Below are 18,955 nucleotides of genomic sequence, written 5' to 3'. Positions count from 1 at the left end.
TCACATCCGCTCAAAGATCGCCGCAATGCCCTGCCCGCCGCCGATGCACATCGTCACCAGGGCGTAGCGGCCCCCGATGCGCTTGAGCTCGTGCAGCGCCTTGACGGTGATGAGCGCGCCCGTGGCGCCAACCGGGTGGCCCAGCGAGATGCCCGAGCCGTTGGGGTTGACCTTGGCCGGGTCCAGGCCCAAGTCGCGCGTGACGGCGCAGGACTGGGCGGCAAACGCCTCGTTGGCCTCGATCACGTCCAGGTCGTTCACCGTCAGGCCGGCTTTCTTTAGCGCCATCTGCGTTGCGGGCACCGGGCCGATGCCCATGTACTTTGGATCGACGCCGGCGTGTGCGTAGGCCACCAGCCGGGCCAGGGGCTTGAGGCCACGGGCTTGTGCAACGCCGGCTTCCATCAAGACCACGGCGGCCGCGGCGTCGTTGATGCCCGAGGCATTGCCGGCAGTCACCGTGCCGTTTTCCTTGATGAACACGGGCTTGAGCTTGGCCATGTCGGCCAGCGTGCAGTTGGGGCGGAAATGCTCGTCGGTGTCGTAGGCGACCTCGCCCTTGCGGCTTTTCAGCATGACCGGGACGATCTGCTCCTTGAAGTAACCGGCCTCGATGGCCTTCTGGGCCCGGTTGTGGCTTTCGACGGCAATGGCGTCCTGCTCTTCGCGCGTGATGCCCCATTTGGCGGCGATGTTCTCGGCCGTCACGCCCATATGAATGGTGTGGAACGGGTCGTGCAGCGCGCCGACCACCATGTCGACCAGCTTGGTGTCGCCCAGGCGCGCGCCAAAGCGCGTGGCCAGGCTGGCGTAGGGGCCGCGGCTCATGTTCTCGGCGCCGCCGCCAATGGCGATGTCGGCATCGCCCAGCAAGATCGACTGGCTGGCCGAGATGATCGCCTGCAGCCCCGAGCCGCACAGGCGGTTGACGTTGAACGCGGGCGTGCCTTCGGCGCAGCCGCCGTTGATGGCGGCCACGCGCGAGAGGTACATGTCCTTGGCTTCGGTATTGACGACATGGCCGAACACCACGTGGCCGACGTCCTTGCCTTCGACGCCGGCGCGCGCAAGCGATTCGCGCACCACCAGCACGGCCAGCTCGGTCGGCGGCGTGTCTTTGAGGCTGCCGCCGAACGTTCCAATGGCGGTGCGCACACCGCTGACAACGACTACTTCACGGGTCATGGCTAGGTTTTCTTCAATTAGGTTAAGGAATGAAATCTGATCAGCTTCAAGAAGCATGCCCGCGAGGCATCGGTTCAGTCCTGACGTTTCTAGAAGCCAAAAGATAGGCAAAGCCTTAAAGCGTATGGAGTTGGATAAGTCGAATTTCCATTCGGCTTTTATAATTATAAATTATTTATTTTATAAATGATTAATGACTTAAGTCAGTCATGGCGCATTGGGCTCAGTTCAGTGAGGCGGATGAGCGCTACAAGGGAAGAATGCCCGCAGCTTCATCGTGCGCAGTAAGGGAAATCCAGAGTCGTACTGGTCGTGCAGCCACGGCGCGGACCGGATGACGAGCCGAACTACAGCGCGCAAGCGGTTCAGCCTGTCCAACCTAATGGCACAGACCGCTGGTGTCGGTTTACCTTAAGTCTGTCACTTTTGCACCTTAAGTTGGCACAAATGCTACCTTTGCGCTGTCACCGAAGGCAAGCAGCCGCTCAAAACGACTCGGCCTCAAGGCCCACAGGCAAGTATTTGTAGATTCCGGATGCAGCGGCTTGTTCAATCAAATCCAGGGTAATGCACTCGGTTCTTTGACGAATTGCCAGTTCCGCCGCCTGCACCAGCAACGTCGTGACCTTGCCCGTCAAACCAGCACTCAGGCTCATCAATTTCTGGATGATGGCCTTGTCCGCCAATGGCGACGGTTTCTCCAGCGGTAGCAGCCGCCCGAAGCTCACCACGAAGGCCCGGAATTCACTGCTTTCACGCCACTTGGGCAAGGCAAACGGCTCAAAGCATGAGGCGATCTGCGGGTCCGTCTGCATGGCATACAGCGCCTCGTTGGTGCCCAGCGCAACAATGAGAATACGCAACTCGTTGCTGATGAATTTCAACTGGTTGAGCAGCTGGCGCTGCTCGCGAACCGTGCCGGCCAGCAGGTGGTGTACTTCGTCAATGATCATCATTTTCGGTGGCTGTCGATGCAAGAGCCGCAGGCCCAGAAGCTCCATGTCCACGCCCCGGCGGTTGATGGGCGCCTGTATCCCGAGTCCCTCGACGATCTGTGCATAGAGTTTGTCGTCGGACGGTTTGGCTGGCATCTGCAGATGCACGGTTCGCCTGACTTCAACCTCATTCAAGTCATTGCACACGTTGGGATTGTCGCGAAGGAACTTTTCGACAATCATGGTTTTGCCGATGTTGCTGTCGCCGTGCAGCAGCCTGCAGGGCATGCGCCCGCTGGGCGGATGGTTCTAGTCAAATGCCCCATCCTGGCCAGCGCTTCGTTGCCGCGCGCATAGGCAACCCACTTGGGGGAATACAGCCGGGTTACGCGCTCCTCGGTGGAGTCCTCAAGAAATGACCAGACGCCCGCGTGCAAACGGTTCAGGTTCGGTGTCATTCAGTCATCCCAGACTTCTGCGTCAGATGGCAATACCGGCTCGGAATAGTCCACAGCGCTTTCTCCCAAACGTGATCGGTCCATCGTAGCGAATTGGGCATTGCTTTGGCGCTGTGACTGCCGACGGGCGGCTTTTGTCCTGGCCGTGGCATTGGCGATCAAAGCGCGCTGTGCGACCACGGCCTTGAAGATGGCCGCCTGAGCTGGCGCATTGTCACGGTCACCGCGCAAATAGGCCACTGCGGCCCGCTGTTCCCACAAGGTAATCGGCGGCAATGACAGATCGGCGTAGGGAACCGGGTGATATCGCTGGTCCGGGCCAATGACGTAGATCCTGGACAAATTACGCGGGTCATAGCGAACGGTGAGCGGCGCGCCAAGCGGCACGATCGCTGGCAACACGTTGTCCCAGTACCGGATGTTGAAAACATGCAGCCCATCACGGCGCAGTTTGCGTTGCAAAAATGGCAAAAAAGTGATGGTGAATTGATCTGGATGATGAGGCAAGGAGCGTGGGACTGCATCGTCGGCATTGGCCGCCGTCTGCCATGCGGCCAAGGGGCTTTGGCCAATTCCTTTGTGGATGCGCCGGTGGTATTGCTCGCATATTTCAAGTGTCAACCACTGCTCCAACTCGTTCAGGGTCATTCGTGCCTGCGCCTCAGAGGGATAGTCGCCCTTGTCTTGCGGATTGGAGCCGGTGGTTCCTGGCAAAAGATGAACCCGGCCCATCAGGGTTCCGATCAGGCGTTCGATATGCCCACCGTAATGGGGCGTTGCGACCGGGCGAAGTATCAACCGGATGCCGTGTTCGTCACATCCTCGGCGCAGTGCTGCTGCGGTGAAGTCGGCGCCATTGTCGGCATGCACCGCCTGGGGCAGACCCCAGACGGGCCAGTTGCAGTCGAGGCCCCGCTGTTTGAGCCAAAGCTCTTTGGGCAAGGTTGCATGACTCAGGCACAGCGCCACGGAAGTCGATGATGGCGCCTCCAGCGACAGGTAAAACCCGACGATGACACGGGTTGCAACGTCCACGGCCAGCGTCAGCCATGGCCCCCCTATGGGAAGCCGTCTTGCTTCATCAACGACGATCAGATCGACACGCGTGTGGTCAATTTGTACGACGTCAAGTGGCCGGTTGACTCGGTACTGTCCTGGCACAAAGTCGCTCAGCGATGCAGCCTCGCCCGGCTGCAGTCTTGCCTTGGCCACTTCTCTGGGGTCGAGAGCTTTGAGCCGGGCAAGGATGGGTTTACGGGAAGGCGGCTTCAAGCCCTGGGCGGCACAGCGCAAATGCACCATGCGCACGACCTCCTCCTTTTTTGCGCGCACCTTTGTGAGGTAGACATCATTGATGACCTCGGTGATCAAGCGCTCAAGGTGCGCGTCAATGCGCCTGCCTCCAACAGGTGGGCCCATCGGGCGATGCAGCAAGGCAGATGTCTGTGGCGTTTCTCGATACACGGCAAGCCATCGAAAGACGGTGCGCCGTGACACACCGAATTCAGCGGCGACGCGCGAGACATGTTGAGCCACATCGTTGGTCTGGAGAATCGCGATGACGGCTGACTCGCGGCGCCGAGCGTCCTCCCACTGGGAGTCCGTTGCCTCATGAAGGGCTGTAGCGCTATCTGCGTTCAGACCAGATGCAATGGGTGGCGCGCTAAGCGCTACCGCGCTTGTTGTCCGCAATTGACCATTTGCCAGATCACGAATGGCGACTTTGCCATCGCTTTGTATGCGCACGATGGCCACCAGTCGGTCGGCACAAACCGCCACTGCATCGGGTACCACCGACAATTGCCTCATTGCTGATCCTCCGACAGACTGGTCGGCACATGGTGACACACTTAAGGTGCGTTATGCAAGGCATGTGACATGTACAAGGTGCCAATTCTCAAGGCTGATCAATTCACAATCACCCATCGTAGTGAGCAGTCAATCACCAGATAGACTGCAATGATTGGAGGATTTCTCCACGTTGAAGCTATTTTTTTATGCCAAGTTAAGGCGTAAAAGTGACAGACTTAAGGTAAACCGACACTGACCTTCTGCCCCACATTTTCGAGCTGTTCACCCAGGCAGAGCGCACGCCCGACCGGGCCCAAGGCGGACTGGGGTTGGGACTGGCCCTGGTCAAACACATCGTTGCCCTACACGGGGGCAAGGTTGAAGCTCAAAGCGAAGGACTGGGCAAGGGCAGCGTGTTCACGGTCACGCTGCCCTTGTAACCGGTAACCCTGCGGCGTTGTTGACGCGTAAGCCCGAATGCTCAGGAAGGTCGGAGTCAGGGCGCGGCTTGCTTGCCAGAAGAAGGACGGCGCTGAGGTGTGCCGCCGGGCGCGGTGGCGGCGATGCATTCGACGAGATTGAAGGACGCCAGCAGCAGGTATTTCTCGGCATCGCTGCGAACCGCCAGCAAGTCATGATCGCGCAAGTATCCGTGTACGAACGCCAGCAGATAGCGTTGCGCATGACCGTCGACGCGTTGTTGGACGGCTTGCCGCATAAGCTCGGGACTCAAACCTTCGTCGAACCGAATGCTGCCATTGAGGCGCTGCAGGCAGCGCTCCTGGACGTCCTCCGTGATGAGGGGCCAGTCCAGCCTAGAGGCCTTGATGGCCTGGTAGGCCACCATCAGGATATAAATCGGTACTTCCAGCTGCTGCAGGCTCACGCCCATGCGCTCGAGCACCAGCACCGAGGCCAGCAAGTTGGGCTGGCGCAGATAAATTTCGTCGGCCAGCTGCACGCGCTGTGCAGCGCTCATGCGTTCCACAGAAACGACCGCCTGGACGACCTGGGCCTGGGACAGCTCGCTCATGGAGCCAGATCCGAACGCAAGGGACGCTCGGCGAAGTGTTGCTTCCACAGCCGCGGGATGAGCTCATGCACGCGCTGCGCCGGCTGCATGCTGATGCGCTGCAAGACATCGACGAGGTAGGTGTATGGATCGATATCGTGCAGCCGGCATGTCGCGATCAGGCTTTGCACGATGCCGGCATGCTTGGCGCCCACCTCCGTCCAACAAAATAACCAATTCTTCTTGCCCATCGGAATCGGGCGCAGGGCACGTTCGATGTGGTTCGTGTCGATGGCCACGTCAGCGTCTTCGAGGAAGACCGACAACCCCGCACGACGCTCGCGCACATAGGCCAAGGCCTTCGTCAACGGGTTTTTCGGCAACAGGCCCTGCTGTTCAAACTGCTGATCGACCCAGGTGAAGAATGCCTGAACCCGAGGCTTGCTGTGGGTGAGACGATGCACGCGCTTGGCCTCACCCGAGAGCTTGGCCTGGCGGATATCGTCCTCGATCTGGTAGAGCGCGCCGATCTGGCGCAAGGCTTCGGCCGCCCCCTGGGGCTCGGCGCCCTGCGCTTCGAAGAACGCTCGCCTGGAGTGGGCCCAGCATTGAGCGTGGGTGATGCCGCTCTTGCTGGCGTAGCTGGCATAGGCCTCGTAGCCGTCGCTCAGCAGCACGGTGCCCGGTTTGCGTTTGAGGCCCAGGGCCTGCTGCACATGCTCATGGCGACGTGACTCGAAGTGCGGGAAGCACACCTCGTCATGTTCACCGTAAACCGGCCAGAAGTAGCTGGTCTTCATCTTGCCGCCGCCGCCCAGACCGGCCTTGATCGGGGTCTCGTCCATCGTGATGACGCGGCTGGCACGGATCGACTCGAGCTGCGCCGTGTAGATGGGTTCGAGCAACTGTGCCGCTTGCTGCACCAGCTGTGTCAACCACGGCCGACTGGTCTTGAAGCCGGCCTCCTGGAGGCGCTGGTGTTGGCGGTACAGCGGCAGGTGCCAGCGGAACTTGTCCAGCAACACGCCGGCGATGAAGCTGACGTCGGCACGGCTGCCCTCGATGACGCCCAGCGGCGCGCTCGGACAGTGCAGGGTCTGCGTGTCGCGGCGCTTGATCACGGGGCGCACGTACTTGAGCACGACAAAGCTGCCTGGGCGCTGCGCCAGGCGGTGGCTGACCTTCTCGCCGATGACCTCGTACTGCTCGGGCGCCAGACCTTGTGCTTCGGGGTTGGGGACCTCGATGACCTGCACCGGCACCTTGGCCTCGTCGAAGAATGTCGCCGCCGCAGCCCCCTCATCGCTAAAGTCGCTGACGGTCCGGCGGCGCTTGTGGGCGGGAACGATCTGGGTGGTTTCGCTCTGATCGCCAGGCTGTGCAAGATCGCCCAGCAACTGGCCGAGGTGCATCTGCTGCGCATCGACCTGGGGCACAAAGCGCTCGCGCTTGTTGCCGAAGATCTGGCGCTTGAACCACTCGATCTGGCGTTTGAGCTCCTCGATCTGCGCGGCCTGGCTCTGCAGCATCTGCGCTATTTTCGCAGGCCCGAGCGCAGCCACCGCGATGGCATCAGGAACTCGGGGCGTCAGCGTCAAAGACATGGACCTTATGTTACCGAGGGCGCCTGCGGTACGGCACAGGATTGTCCCCAATTGCGCGGGCTGCGATAGCGCTTGTACTGCCGTTTGGGCTCGATGCCCTCGAGCATGAGTTTCAACGCCGTCCAGTCCATCTCGCGGTGAACCACCGCACTCCAGTCACGCAAGAATGTCCCGGCCTCCAGTCGTTTGGCCCACACGCACCAGCCGCTGCGGTCAAAGTACAGCACCTTCATCTGCGTGGCGCGGCGGTTGACGAAGACAAACAGATGCCCGCTCAGCGGGTCCTGATGCAGCCCGTGCCGCGCCAGTGCGTACAGGCCATCGAAGGACAGCCTCATGCTCACCGGTTGACCAAAAAGGAAGACGCGAATCTGGCCTTCGGGGAAGAACATCAGCGCCGAACCAGGGTGAGGGTCAGACCCGCGCCGAGGTCCAGGCGCAACTCCAGCGCCGGGCAGGGCGCGGGCGCACCCGAGCCCATCACACCCAAATCGACGAAAGCCATCGGTGCCTGGCTTTGGGCGTCCTGCTTGAGCTGGCGAGGCACGCCAGCCCCACCAAGCAAGCGCGAACGCCAGCGGGCAAAGCTACTGCGGCACAGACCCTCACGGCGGCAGAACGCCTCTACCGTCAATCCGGCGCCTTCAAAGCGTTTGAACGCTTCGAGCCAGGCTTGCTCGTTCAAACGGTGACGGCGCTTTACGCCCTCGTTGACCATGGCTTGCATCGCTGTTGCTCCTCATCGTAAATCGATGAAGGCATTGTTCCCGGCGACACCTTTGCAAGGAAGGACGCCGTTCAGTTACCGGTTACGGCTGGTCGATACTCGGCAGATGAAGTACGTTCCCGGACGCAAGAGCGACGTGCAGGACTGCCAGTGGCTGCAAAAGCTCATGAGCCGTAGTCGTTTAGAACCCTACGTTCACATCCCCACCAGAGCCCCATGCTGGCCCAGCAATTGCATGGGAATGGGCGGCAGAGTCGGTGCTGGCAGACCGAGCCGGGCCGCATGGATGGCTCGGGCGAGCAAGTCAGTGGCGCTGGCTTTTCGCGCCCGGCAGGTATCGATGACGTCAGGCGGTTTCGAAGGGCAGCGATGCCCTTGGATACCGCTTCCTAAGAATCAGCAGACCGAAGCTGGCTGGCTTCTTTGAAAACCGCCTGCATCGCAGGCTGTCCTGCCATGGCGATCATTGGTCCTTGACCACCGGCCTCCATGTGATCCAAAAAAGGGGCAACCATTTGTGCATTCGTCGTGGCCAGAACTTTGAAATGATCCCGTTCTTTTTGCATGGCCTTCACGGCAGCTTCTGCGTCTCGCGCCCGTTCTTCGACCTCCTGCGCTGAGTCGGCCATAAGCTGGAGCCCCTCTTGCTGTGCAAACAATTTATCATATCGCGCGCTAGCGCTCTGAACTTGCGCTTCGAGTTTGCTTATCTGCTCACACAATTGAACTTTTTCAGCTGAATTGCGGCGTCCTGCTTCTGCGTCTTTTCTCAGCTCATTGCGTTCTTCAGCCCAAGTACCCTTGTCGATGCGATGCAAATCCTTCAGTTCTTCCAGTAGCCTGCGCTGGACATCGGCGTTGACTTCAGCGGTTCTCGTCTGCTCATACAATTTTTGCACGGAAGCAGCCGCGACTTCCAAGCCATTGATCTTTTGAATTGAAACATCGAGCTGAACTGTGCGAGATTGCAAATCAAGTTCAAGCTGGCGCACTTGGGCACGCAGTTGCATCGTTTCAGACGAATTTCGGCGCCCCAACTCTGCGTCAGTCTGCAGTTGCACCCGCTCCCTGGCCCAGTCGTTGCGCTCGTCTTGATGCAGTTCCTTGAGTTCATCAAGCAGCTCATCCGTTTTTTCGCTTACCTGTGCAATTCGTACATTAGCCCGGGTTTCGACCTCGACTGTGCGCCGTTCCATTTCGAGGTGAATGACAGCGGCGACCGTATCGGGCATGAGAAAGATCTTTTGTGCGCTGGCAGCCTTGGTTTCGTGCCATTGTTTAAGGAGTTTTCCAACATCGTCAGTGCTCCGACCCCCGAGAGCAGCCTGGACCACTTTGACAGTCGGCTTCAAGTTTTGCTCAACCAGCTGCTCCGCTTTCTGAGCTACTTCGTCAAATGTCAGTTTTGCCATGGGAAAATTCCTTCGGTATGCAAGCCGCCAGCGGCAATGAAATGAATGGTTGAATGATTGAGCTGCAAGCAGAGATGGGGGGCCGGTAATCTGCGTGATCCATTTCGCCCGGCGGTACGGCCATTCCGGTTCGTTATTCCGGTTCGTCATTCCGGTTCGTCATTCCGGTACGGGATACCGTACCGGGACGCTCGCACCGCATAGAACTCAAGCACAAAGCCCAGGTCGCCGAATGCGAAATGTCTTTCATATGAATACCTTGAGCGGTGACTTACAGGCCACTTTGGAATTCAGGGTGAATGCAAGGTCGCTCGGTGCATAAACAAACATCGCATCCATACTGTCTTCGCTAGTGATGTGAACAATGTTTATCAAATCGTTGTCAATAGAAACAATAGAACTTTCAACAGTGTTCATAGCAGTTCACCAATTAATTTGACTTAGGATATAAATGTCAAATCTAGTAACTTTTGAGATATTCAAGCCTAAATTGAAAATATTTATACTGTGCTAGCTCGCTCACTCAGCTAGGCAAAGTCATTGACAGCGGTTTCACTGCAGAACCGCTTGCAACGCATCGTTTTTGAGTTCTGGACGTCTTTTCAGAAGCAATTGCGGCGCGAAATGTTGGCAAATTCACCTCCTGTCACGTTTACTGCGCATCGGTGGCGGGATACTGCCGACTTAAAAGAAGGAGGCCCGCATGCCTACGCCCAACGACGACCGTAGCCGTGTGAAAGACCCGCTTCAGCCAGACTTCAAGGCCAACCAAGACAACCGCAGCAGGCAACTGAACCCGCAGCAGCAAGAGCAAGAGCCCGCTATGGATCCCGAGGGACAAACTGGCTCAAGTCCGCGGCCAGGCGCCGGCGCTGAAAAAGACAAGTAGCCTCAGGGCATGATGCCCAGCGTCCCCAGTTCGCCCTGCGCTGACAAACGCAGACAGGCTTGCATTTCTTCTTCAATCGGACGGTGCAAGGCGTTGCCTCGAATGAGGCCGTGCTGGTCGGCGATGGCACGGATAAGCCGCAGCGTAAACGGGTCCTGCACCTCGTCCTCGGTCGCCTCTTCGAGCAGGTTGTATTCAGAGACACACAGCAGACCCGGTATGCGGTAAACCGTCCAGCCCAGTTCGTGAAACCGGGCGTCCCGCTGCGCGTCGCTGGCCTTGTCCAGATGAAACTCCAGGCCGTCGCACTCGATGGCTACCTGGGCCACCGGGTTGGCGAAGTCGGCAAAGAACTTGTCCACCGGGTACTGCGGATAAAAGACCGCGCGGGCCTCGCGGATGCGCTCCCACACAGCGCTTTCGATGGGGCTCATGCGGAACAACTCAGCAAAGGCGCTAGGGTCCGCCGCCCATTTGTTTTGCTCCTCAGCAAGTATCAGAGGACTGGCAACCTTGTAAAACTCAAGGACAAGTTTGACTTGATTCATGTCGCGTTCCTCCACAGTGAATTCTCACACGGCGCTGGCCTGCCTGGAGAAAGTGAGCGCGTTAGCGGGGGCGTTTAGCGCTTGCACTAGTCCAGTTTTTTCTTGTCCTGTGGGCAACGCTCGAATCCCTTGCGGGCCGAAGGCGCCTTCGATCCCAAAGAGGTATGGTAACGAAGGGAAGACGCCATGCAAAGCCGCCTTCAGATCAGATCAACCTGGAGCAGTATGCCGATCATGATCAACACGGCAGATCGGGCGGCATGACGCTGTGCATGATGCAAGACCGGCTCATCCAACGGCCGGACTTCAGTCATCGATCAGTAGCCTTGTCCTCAACTCAGTTCCCAGTTTTCCGGTATTCGTCCCTGTTTCCTTTTTTCCTGTCCGCCGTCAACCCTGGCCTCCTGGAGAGCAGTCCCCGCATGCTAGTCCGACAAAGGAAGAGACCTATCTGCGTACCCCGCCTCTCGCGCTCAAAGCATTGGACTACGAAGTCTCCGGGACGACGTTCGTGTGCTCCATCCAATGCGGCCTAGCGGTATGCCTCTAGCCGATCCGCTTTGGGTGCGCACCAGTTTTCGGTGATTTGCGCCCAAGCGCTTCCATTCTCTCAATTTCTTTTAGCGCCTTGAGTGAGCGCAGCACCGTCTGCTCCGTAGATTGTTCGTCCGTGTGCGCCTCGTTGCGGCCCTCGAGCATCTGCCACTCATGGCGGTGCACTTCAAGCTCGGCCGCCTGCAAGTCGCCCGCTGCACTGTACGCAAAGCGCGCTGAGCGCCTGGCGTAGGCGAGCCAGTCACGCGTTTCCAGCGTTTCACGGATGCCGGGGGCGCATTGCCGCAAGGCGTGCGCGATGGCTGCTTGTGCGTGGCCGGTCACGCGCAGGCGCACGGCAATCATGCTGTCCACGCGCGACAGGTTGACCTGCCCCGCGGTATGGCGACTGAGCATATCCTGGTAATGCCGCCAGTAAGCATCAATGGCAGGCGTAGAAGAATGGGTAGGAGTCCCAGCTGTGGCCAAGGCCAGCGTAGAACCTGGCGGCCGCGTGCGCTCAGGCGGCACCACCGCCTTCACGATTTCCTGGCTCACCTGCGGCGAAGCCTGCGACCCGTCCTCGGTGCTGATCTTCAATGCCAGCGCCAGCGTCATGGGACACTCACAGCGCTCGGCCTGGATAAGGCGCACTTCCCAAAAGATGCCATCTGCCTGCCGGTGCGTGACCTCGCGCGCAGGGAATCCCGGAGCCGGATGCGGCTGGATGCAGCCGCCGCGCAGAGCCGGGTTGCCGTATTCAAGGTTCAACTGCCTGGCGAGTTGGCGACCCACCTCCTCGTCGTTCGAAGCGCCTGACTTGTGCACGGTGATGAGGGCTTGAAATCGCTCCGGGCTGGTTTGCAGCACGACTGCAGGACGGTAGCCGCCTCGCAGCAACTCGTCCAGCTGCGCCTGGCTCATCGCGTCGATCAATACGTGATGCTTATCGGCCGACAGCGGCGTGTAGTCAATCCCCTCCCCGCGCTCGCTCAGGCGCTGTATCCCCGGCATGCGCTGGCGCACCTCCTCGGGCGTGAACCCTTTGCTAAGCCCTGCCCTTTTATCCAGCAAGAATGTCATCCGCCCGCCGCCCGGCTTCAAGCGCACCGACGTGACACGGTAGCGCTGCGCATCGACCGCCTGAGCATACCGCTCGAACTGCTCGATCGGGGCCGAAGCCATCGCCCGTGGCGCTGGCTGCGCCACCTCCTCTTGCGCTCGCGCTTGCAGTGACCGCTGTATCCGCTCGCGCTCCTGCGCGATCCTGTCGTGCAACTCCGGATTGCTGATCGTCAAACCATGCGCTGCGGCCAGCCGGACGCACAGGGCCTTGAAGTCCTCGCTGCCCGTCACCTTGATGCAGCCCCACTTGCGCGCCGACAACTGCATGGCAGCCAGTGTCGCCTCCGCATGGCGCCAGTCGTGGACCTCGATGCGTTTACCGAGGTCCACGAAAGCGGCCTGCCCGCCCTTGCCGGCATCTTCCTTGCGAAAGTAGTGCACCTGCCGGCCACGTCGCTCCGCGCGGTAGTCCCCGATGTCTTGCGGCGTTGCTGGCGCGTCCTTTACCCCCTGCGTTACCCTCGCCGTCCCACCATTCCCGCTTTCGATACGCGCGGGCTCGCGCGCGCGGTGTCGCCACTGCTCGGCAAGCTCCGGATGCTGCCCATCTCGGAGCCACTGCTCGAGGTCGGAATAGGGCCGAAACCGCCGGCGCACCTCTTCTTGCGCGGTGCGGTGGCGCGCATGGAGTGCCGCCTTTTCCGCGGCTTGTTCCGCTCCCAGTACGCTGCGCAGGGCGTTGAGCGCGTCGCCCCTTCCCTTCCAGTTGCCACTGAGCACCTCCTGGCGCCTAGCCTGGTGCAGCACAGACATCGCCTGCCGTTCGGCCTCCTGCTGCAGCCGCTCCTCACCCATGGCCGCTTCCTTGTCTGTGTGATGCGCTTTGCGGCCGGCGATGTAGCGCTCCCATCCAAACACATCGTTGCGGATCGGCTCAGGCGCACGCACTGCCGCTTGCTGCAGCAGCGGCGCTGGTGCATAGGGTCCCAGCCGCTTTTGCAGCCGCGGCAGGCTTGCCTGGCGGTCGGCACTGCCGGCCTTGATGCCCACCTCGTTGACAAAAATTACCGCACCGCGCTGCGCCTTTTCGTAGCGCATGCCCCGCGCTGCCAGCGCCAGGTGAAGCTCGGCCCAGCTACCAGACTGCTCGATGAGGGGAGCGCCTTGCTCGATGGCAATGCGCTCGGCGGACTTTTCCCCGGTGCGGTTTTCCATATCCCGCTTGCGCTGGCCGGGCTGGCGAGGTGTATCCGGCTCGACATGCTCACGCCCAAGGTCGCCATTATCGAGCACCAGGTAACGACCATGGTGCTCACGCTGCCAGCCCTGAACATGTTCAATCCGGGCAATGGCCTGGTGCGCCGCCTCTACGTCAAAGCCTTTGTTGATCTCCACCACCGCGAGGGTGTCCGGATGCACGCGGTTGATAGCAAGGTGCAGGTGGATGTTGTCCGTATCCTGATGCAGCCCAAAGATCACCTGATGAGCGTTCAAGCCCAGTTCGTCCAGGAACAGGCCGACAATCTCCTCGACCTGCTCCGGACTGGGCTGCTCGCCTTCGCGCCAGCTCAAAATAAAGTGGGTCATTGGGTTTTTGCTTCGGACCGCTTCGTTGGCCAGGGCGATCATCTCGGCCTGCTGGCTCTTGTGACCGGCGCACAGGAAACCGCACCCTCCGGCATACAGAACTTTTTCCTGCGGGTTGATGGTCTGGGGCGCGCGAATGTAGTCCGTGAGGTGCCGGATGCTCGCGGCCTTGGCTTTGGTTTGGTCCGACTCAATTTTTTTAACGATCATGCGACAGCTTTTCAATGCAGGCGCGAACCTCGGCCAGCGCTGCCGTTGTTGGTTCGCTGGGCTCCGCATTGCTTTGGGCATGGCCTTGCTGGAGCAGTCGGCCGATGCGCCGCAGCTCCCTGATGATCACCGCATCGGCATCGGCGATGAGGGGCCGGCCGAAATAGCGGCGCCGCACGACCTCGGACATGCTCAAGCCCGCAAAGCCCGCATCCTCCTGGAGCCGGGCTTTTTCCTCGGACGTCACGCGCAGGTTGAGCGTTCCGTCCAGCGCTTGCGCGCCCTTGGTTTCGAATGGCATGGCCCTGTCTCCTTCCAACTTGAGAAAGTAAAACGCTCCCGGCGTGGGGCGCCTTCGAGCTGATCAGCAGTCATATGTATTACAAAGCCCATCCTGTTAAAGATTTCGTAAGCTGCTTTATTTGCATATGCTAACAACATTGCGCAATTTTTACAAATTTGCTATGCTGCAAGCTCAACCAGTCAAAAATTCAAGGAGCAAGCCAGTGAGCCACACGACCGAACAGCTCGAAGCCATCGCACTGAAGTTGCGCGCTATGCCGCCAATTGAAAAGAAAAAGCAGCAGCACAACAAGCAAGAAGCCGTCAAGGTGCTGGCCAAGGAAATCACCGCGATGCAAAAGCGTGGCTACACGCTCGACCAGATTTCCAAGGTGTTGCGCGGCGAAGGCCTGGATGTGGCGACGCCAACACTCAAGAGCTATTTGCAGCGCGCCAGGCCGGCGAGCAAGCAGCCCGTAGTGCAGGCCTCGCAGGACCCGCATGCTGTGCGGCCTGCCGTCGCCAAGCCCGTGGATACGCAAAAAGACGCGTCAGCCCTCTGACCGGACAGCAGCCCTTTGCGAGGGCAGTGATCCGGCATGGCACCACACTGTGCTGGACCGCCGGATTGCAAGGAAGGTTAGCCCACCGCCTGGCAGTATTCCAGTCGAGGAGGATTTTGCAGCGCTGAGCAAAAGCGCCTGCTCCGCCATGCGCCCAGCTCAGGGATACCCGGTAGGGGCAACGACAGCGAGCTTGCGCTCAGCCGTATAGGTATCTGCGCCCATACGCTCAAGCATCGCCACGAGGGGTGTGATTTGACTGAAAAAAAATCCGGCGACACTCGCCACTCCTTCGGAATCGTTTTCATACAGCAGCTCGGCTACCTTTTGCATCCCATGGGCCAGACCGTGGCAATATGCGACGCGCTCGTGCAGCGTGCTGGCTTCGTTCAGGATGGCCACCGGCTGCGTGTCAAGATTCCAGTTGTCTGTCGCCCACGCATCCAGACACAGCGGAGCACTGCAATGATTTTTCATGGCTCAAGCCCTTCCGTAGGTGGCTGACGCGGTGCAGGCGTGCTCGAGCAGGGACGCGGCCCGGACGGCCTTCAGCATCGCAGCGTCAAGGGCTTGGTGGTGTTCGATGTTGCCGATGGCGGGCGAGGTGGTGATGGCCGTGGGTGCGGTGGTGTGGTCGGCCTTGCGGGCAGACGGGGAGATGATGCTGGTCATGATTTCGGCTCCTAACTGAGACTGAAAACCACACGCTGTCTGTTTAAGGTCAACGGGTGGACGGGATGTTAAACACACGAAGTTAGTCGTGCGTGCGGCCTTGCGGTTCGCACCATCCCGCCCAAAACCATGAAAGCGGGAAAGCCCCGCATTTGCAAATTCTAGACGTGAAAAAACCTCGTTCACGGAGAGGTTGCCCGCTAACTTTATGGTGTGTTTAGCACCGAAAACAACTTTAGCACAGCGGCGTGATGAGTTCGAGAAATATTATTCACTTCTTGGTTGTCGAGAGAAGTGTCTCAGTCATTCTTGCTGGTCAGCCGTTCCAGCATCACCAGTAGGTCGCAACTGCGCTGGCGTGGGTCAGCCAATTCCAAGCTTGCAGGCACAGCGAGGCCACTGGCGCTCCAGCCCTGAGCAATTGGCGCAAAGCATCGCTGGCAGCACGGCCATTTGCTCCATCGCATGGGCACCTGTGCTGCGGGTTCGATTTCTTCAACGTAGTGCCTTGAGCGAACGTGTAGGGCCTCGCGAACACATCAGGCTTGTGTAGCAGCGTCAATTCGGGGCAGTCGAACACATGAAAACCCACTGCTCATCAGCGCCCGAACACAGCTTTTGCGATGATGCCATCATGCCTTCAGTTAAAAATTTTAGAGCAATCACGCCAGTAAAGGTGGTGGCCACGAATCAAAAACCAATGCTTGGCGGGCAATTGCGGGGCACGATACCGCTACCGGATGCCATCTCGCTTGCGTCAAGGCATGGACGATCTCGATGATCGATTGCGTTCGGGTGCCCTGCCCTGGCGCCGTTCAGAAATTGGACGGATGTTGCCTTGCACGCGAAAGCCAGTATGGTGGCCAAAAAGGTTATCGCTGTTCGGCTCGTTTTTTGCCGCAGCAGCTTGTGCGTCCAGCAGACTCGAGTGGCTCCGTGACAGGTGTGCAATTCACCAGCACGCACCATTCAGGTTAGCCAGAGCAGCTTTGTCGGCGGCAATGGCAATTTTTCGGACCAGACGGCTGACTGGCCGCCAAGAGCCTCACCCGCCCCCCGCATGAACGCCGGCAGAACCTCCGATCTCGCACTGTTTGATGCCGAGACCGAAATTGAACCACGGCAACGGCGAATCTATCGTCCACACACAATCGTTCTCATGAATTATTTTGTCGGTCCCGTATGTTGTTGCGCAGCCGTCAAGGCGGGGCGGGGCCGTTGCTGCCGCCGGGGAGTTGTTCGTGTACGTGGATATGACGCTCGCGCGTGAAAATTCGCCAGCGTGTTCCGTTCCGATATGAGTCCCTCGGATTCGGAAAACCATGTCGCGGGCGGACCATTTTCGGCTTCGATGAACGGGTGGTAGGTCGTGAGTTCCTTGTGCTCATAGCCTTGGCCATCAAGGCACACACGGAAGATAAAGCTGCAGCGCGGGTGTTTTCGTTGGAGTGGTAATGACGGGGGGCAGCAGGACTCGCCAGCGTGTCCGGTTCCGTATACGTTCACCGGAGTGCTCGACAAGAACGCCGCCAGTGAATACTTAACTGACGGGCATTACACCTGATGGATATTTTTGTATTGAAAATGCCCAAGCGCGTGCGTGGCAAGCCGGTTCACGACGCGCGTTTGTCTTTTGCCGTGGAGCCGACATCTGGGAAAGGCGAAGCCGATCGGGCAAGAAACCTGGCACTGCGCTTTTTGCATATGCTGGCCACCTCATGGCCCAGACGCTCAGCCATGGTCTTTTCGGGGTGACCAAAATGGGCCTGAAGCTCCAGGATCGACGCCTCGATGGCCGGATTGATCAGGTCGGCCATTTCCTTGGCCAGCTTAAGCATGTATTTTTCAGACACATTGAGCGAATCAGCGAGGTCTTTCAACTCGCCGGGGCCAATCTCGCCAGGCTTGAATGTCCCGCCAATGCTGAAGGCAAAGTGCGTTGAAAAACCGGGGTAGACCGTGGTGGTCATCAAGTCGTAGAACGGCGCGAGCCGCTCGCCATCGCTGGTGGAGAGCATCGAGACGTTCTTGGCGTGACTGTCGTTGTTGCCAACGTAGAGATTAAAAAACAGCCACTTGAGCAAGTTGGCGCAGTCGATGAGCGGATTCGCGCTGAGGGATTTAACGCGCGCGTAGCACGCAGCGAAACTCGGGCCCCCGTCGACCTCGTATTTGACGCCTGACGCTGTTTTGAGAAGCTGGCAAAGGTCGGATTGGTGGACCCGGATCACCACGCCGTTTTTGGCCAAGCGGTCATAGCGCTCGACCAGGCAGGACTTGACGGCTGCAACGTAGTCAACGTTGGCAATGGGCAGGCCGCATTTGCCGGCTGCGCGCATGATGATGGTCTCGTTGATGGCGGAGGCCCAGATCTTTTGTCCGGTGCGTTCAATGACAGGCTTGAGTATGTGCGTCGACGGGGTGGAGCCCACAGGCAGCAGCGGGTTGGATTGCCCGTCCAGGCAGAGCAGGAGCTTGTATTGCGCCCCCGAAATGGATGCCTTGGAAGACTCCCGGGGCAGGCCATGACCCGCAATGATTTGTGCAATTTCAGTCCAGTTGCTCTTGACATAGGCGGGGACATTTGAGTCCGATCCGCTGGGTTGCAGAACGATGGCCCCTGCGGTGTCCCACCCTGCACTCCAGAGCAAGCCAAAGACCGAAGTCGCGTGATGCTGTTCTTCGAGCGTTCGCCGCTGATCGCCTTCGGGCAACAGGTTCTCAAAGTAAGCCAGAACGGCAGGCGTGGCGATGTCGCCCGGCGCCAAGGCGATGACGCTGGAAAAAGGCGAGCGCAACAGGCCATTGAGGACATCGTCCGAGTACGCAAAGGCCAGCGGGTCCCTGTCGTAAAGGTGGCCAATGAGCTTGCCGTCCACCAGCACATCGAGCGCCCTGGTCATTTCGAGCCTTTCTTGCGGATCACGATTTCCAAACCCAGCCAGCCGATGAGGTCAAAGAGCATTTGAGCCCGCACAGTCGGCTTTCCGCTTTCAACATCGCCAATAAAGCGCCCGCCCCAGTTCGCCATGCCAGAAAGCGTGGCCTGCGTGATGTGCTGCGACTTGCGGACCTGCTTCAAGAGCTGGCCCAGTTCCTGGGTTGACGAGATGGTGACGCCCGCTCTGAGGTCTGTGGAATCCATAAACTCTGCCTTTAATTAAACCGATCGGTAAATTCTAAGATAAACAGCGACCGGGTCAATTAAATATGACCTATCGGTAAAATTTTAGTCGAAATCCAGTAAGTGTTGATAGGACTTTCATTCTCCGCATTTCGGCACTTCCAGGTGCCATTTTGGGACGGGGCGACCATTCATTAAGTCACCCATCGTTGAGCTGCCGGGCATAACGGGCACCCTCGACGAAGACGGAAATCTCCTGCATGCCCAGCCAAATCGTTCTGGCGCCCGGCTCGCCATCGTGCTTTCTTCCCAGAAAGCCACCGCGCTGGGCAATCGAGCGCACCACAGCGTTAAGGA

Annotated in this window: 17 protein-coding genes and 3 pseudogenes; 4 read left to right on the top strand and 16 right to left on the bottom strand. The window is 59.2% G+C overall.

Annotated features, from left to right (window positions below):
- Complete coding sequence (gene bktB, locus EC86_RS0121680; protein ID WP_029527943.1) at window positions 1–1,185, bottom strand: beta-ketothiolase BktB; 1,185 nt, start codon at window positions 1,183–1,185, stop codon at window positions 1–3.
- A gap of 271 nt (window positions 1,186–1,456) precedes the next feature.
- On the opposite strand from bktB, the pseudogene EC86_RS28020 reads away from it, so the two are divergent.
- Window positions 1,457–1,600, top strand: a pseudogene (locus EC86_RS28020) (RtcB family protein); the annotation flags it as partial.
- 70 nt (window positions 1,601–1,670) lie between these two features.
- Here EC86_RS28020 and EC86_RS26495 read toward each other — a convergent pair.
- Together EC86_RS26495 and EC86_RS29605 are read right to left on the bottom strand one after the other, a co-directional pair.
- Window positions 1,671–2,408 carry a TniB family NTP-binding protein gene (locus tag EC86_RS26495; RefSeq protein ID WP_051676243.1) on the bottom strand — a complete coding sequence of 246 codons (738 nt, stop codon included), beginning with the start codon at window positions 2,406–2,408 and terminating at the stop codon, window positions 1,671–1,673.
- A 170-nt stretch (window positions 2,409–2,578) separates the two neighbouring features.
- A complete protein-coding gene (locus tag EC86_RS29605; RefSeq protein ID WP_051676242.1) occupies window positions 2,579–4,387 on the bottom strand; it encodes a Mu transposase C-terminal domain-containing protein in 1,809 nt (602 codons plus the stop codon).
- Between the two features lie 245 nt (window positions 4,388–4,632).
- Between EC86_RS29605 and EC86_RS28010 the strand changes: the two are divergent.
- A pseudogene (locus EC86_RS28010) lies at window positions 4,633–4,806 on the top strand (ATP-binding protein); the annotation flags it as partial.
- Window positions 4,807–4,865: 59 nt separating this feature from the next.
- Here EC86_RS28010 and EC86_RS0121665 read toward each other — a convergent pair.
- From EC86_RS0121665 to EC86_RS0121645, 5 genes are all read right to left on the bottom strand, one after another.
- Window positions 4,866–5,402, bottom strand: coding sequence for a hypothetical protein (locus tag EC86_RS0121665; RefSeq protein WP_029526680.1), 537 nt, complete (start codon window positions 5,400–5,402; stop codon window positions 4,866–4,868).
- On the bottom strand, window positions 5,399–6,985 hold the full coding sequence (gene tnpC / locus EC86_RS0121660; protein WP_051675644.1) for an IS66 family transposase: 1,587 nt from the start codon (window positions 6,983–6,985) through the stop codon (window positions 5,399–5,401). The genes EC86_RS0121665 and tnpC overlap by 4 nt, the downstream gene beginning before the upstream one ends.
- A gap of 5 nt (window positions 6,986–6,990) precedes the next feature.
- Window positions 6,991–7,377 (bottom strand): IS66 family insertion sequence element accessory protein TnpB, encoded by a 387-nt coding sequence (gene tnpB / locus EC86_RS0121655; protein ID WP_029528140.1) that lies wholly within the window; start codon window positions 7,375–7,377, stop codon window positions 6,991–6,993.
- Complete coding sequence (gene tnpA, locus EC86_RS0121650; protein ID WP_029523700.1) at window positions 7,377–7,712, bottom strand: IS66 family insertion sequence element accessory protein TnpA; 336 nt, start codon at window positions 7,710–7,712, stop codon at window positions 7,377–7,379. Before tnpA ends, tnpB begins: the two co-directional genes overlap by 1 nt.
- Before the next feature lie 389 nt (window positions 7,713–8,101).
- Complete coding sequence (locus EC86_RS0121645; RefSeq protein WP_029527941.1) at window positions 8,102–9,124, bottom strand: DNA-binding protein; 1,023 nt, start codon at window positions 9,122–9,124, stop codon at window positions 8,102–8,104.
- Window positions 9,125–9,827: 703 nt separating this feature from the next.
- On the opposite strand from EC86_RS0121645, the gene EC86_RS29080 reads away from it, so the two are divergent.
- Window positions 9,828–10,013 (top strand): hypothetical protein, encoded by a 186-nt coding sequence (locus tag EC86_RS29080; RefSeq protein ID WP_156955439.1) that lies wholly within the window; start codon window positions 9,828–9,830, stop codon window positions 10,011–10,013.
- A gap of 2 nt (window positions 10,014–10,015) precedes the next feature.
- Here the strand turns inward: EC86_RS29080 and EC86_RS27255 are convergent, their stop codons facing one another.
- The 3 genes from EC86_RS27255 to EC86_RS0121620 form a co-directional block, all read right to left on the bottom strand.
- Window positions 10,016–10,447 carry an endonuclease domain-containing protein gene (locus tag EC86_RS27255; RefSeq protein ID WP_198026869.1) on the bottom strand — a complete coding sequence of 144 codons (432 nt, stop codon included), beginning with the start codon at window positions 10,445–10,447 and terminating at the stop codon, window positions 10,016–10,018.
- Between the two features lie 660 nt (window positions 10,448–11,107).
- Window positions 11,108–13,957, bottom strand: coding sequence for a TraI/MobA(P) family conjugative relaxase (gene traI, locus EC86_RS27250; RefSeq protein WP_051676240.1), 2,850 nt, complete (start codon window positions 13,955–13,957; stop codon window positions 11,108–11,110).
- Window positions 13,947–14,258, bottom strand: coding sequence for a plasmid mobilization protein (locus EC86_RS0121620; protein WP_029527937.1), 312 nt, complete (start codon window positions 14,256–14,258; stop codon window positions 13,947–13,949). Before EC86_RS0121620 ends, traI begins: the two co-directional genes overlap by 11 nt.
- A gap of 205 nt (window positions 14,259–14,463) precedes the next feature.
- On the opposite strand from EC86_RS0121620, the gene EC86_RS0121615 reads away from it, so the two are divergent.
- On the top strand, window positions 14,464–14,802 hold the full coding sequence (locus EC86_RS0121615) for a hypothetical protein (protein WP_029527936.1): 339 nt from the start codon (window positions 14,464–14,466) through the stop codon (window positions 14,800–14,802).
- Window positions 14,803–14,961: 159 nt separating this feature from the next.
- Here EC86_RS0121615 and EC86_RS0121610 read toward each other — a convergent pair whose 3' ends face one another.
- The 5 genes and pseudogenes from EC86_RS0121610 to EC86_RS28005 all read right to left on the bottom strand — a co-directional run.
- Window positions 14,962–15,279: a hypothetical protein gene (locus EC86_RS0121610; RefSeq protein WP_029527935.1), complete on the bottom strand. Its 318-nt coding sequence runs from the start codon at window positions 15,277–15,279 to the stop codon at window positions 14,962–14,964.
- Window positions 15,280–15,282: 3 nt separating this feature from the next.
- Window positions 15,283–15,474 carry a hypothetical protein gene (locus EC86_RS0121605; RefSeq protein WP_029527934.1) on the bottom strand — a complete coding sequence of 64 codons (192 nt, stop codon included), beginning with the start codon at window positions 15,472–15,474 and terminating at the stop codon, window positions 15,283–15,285.
- A gap of 1,613 nt (window positions 15,475–17,087) precedes the next feature.
- Entirely contained in the window at window positions 17,088–18,359 is a 1,272-nt protein-coding gene (locus tag EC86_RS0121600; RefSeq protein ID WP_198026868.1) for a type II toxin-antitoxin system HipA family toxin, read from the bottom strand.
- A 14-nt stretch (window positions 18,360–18,373) separates the two neighbouring features.
- Window positions 18,374–18,619, bottom strand: a complete 246-nt coding sequence (locus EC86_RS0121595) for a helix-turn-helix domain-containing protein (protein ID WP_029527932.1) — start codon at window positions 18,617–18,619, stop codon at window positions 18,374–18,376.
- 178 nt (window positions 18,620–18,797) lie between these two features.
- Window positions 18,798–18,941: pseudogene (locus tag EC86_RS28005) on the bottom strand (IS4 family transposase); the annotation flags it as partial.
- Between the last annotated feature and the right edge of the window lie 14 nt (window positions 18,942–18,955).

This window comes from Polaromonas glacialis, from assembly GCF_000709345.1.
Taxonomy (GTDB): Bacteria; Pseudomonadota; Gammaproteobacteria; order Burkholderiales; family Burkholderiaceae_C; genus Polaromonas; species Polaromonas glacialis.
This window is presented reverse-complemented; position numbering and strand designations above follow the sequence as displayed.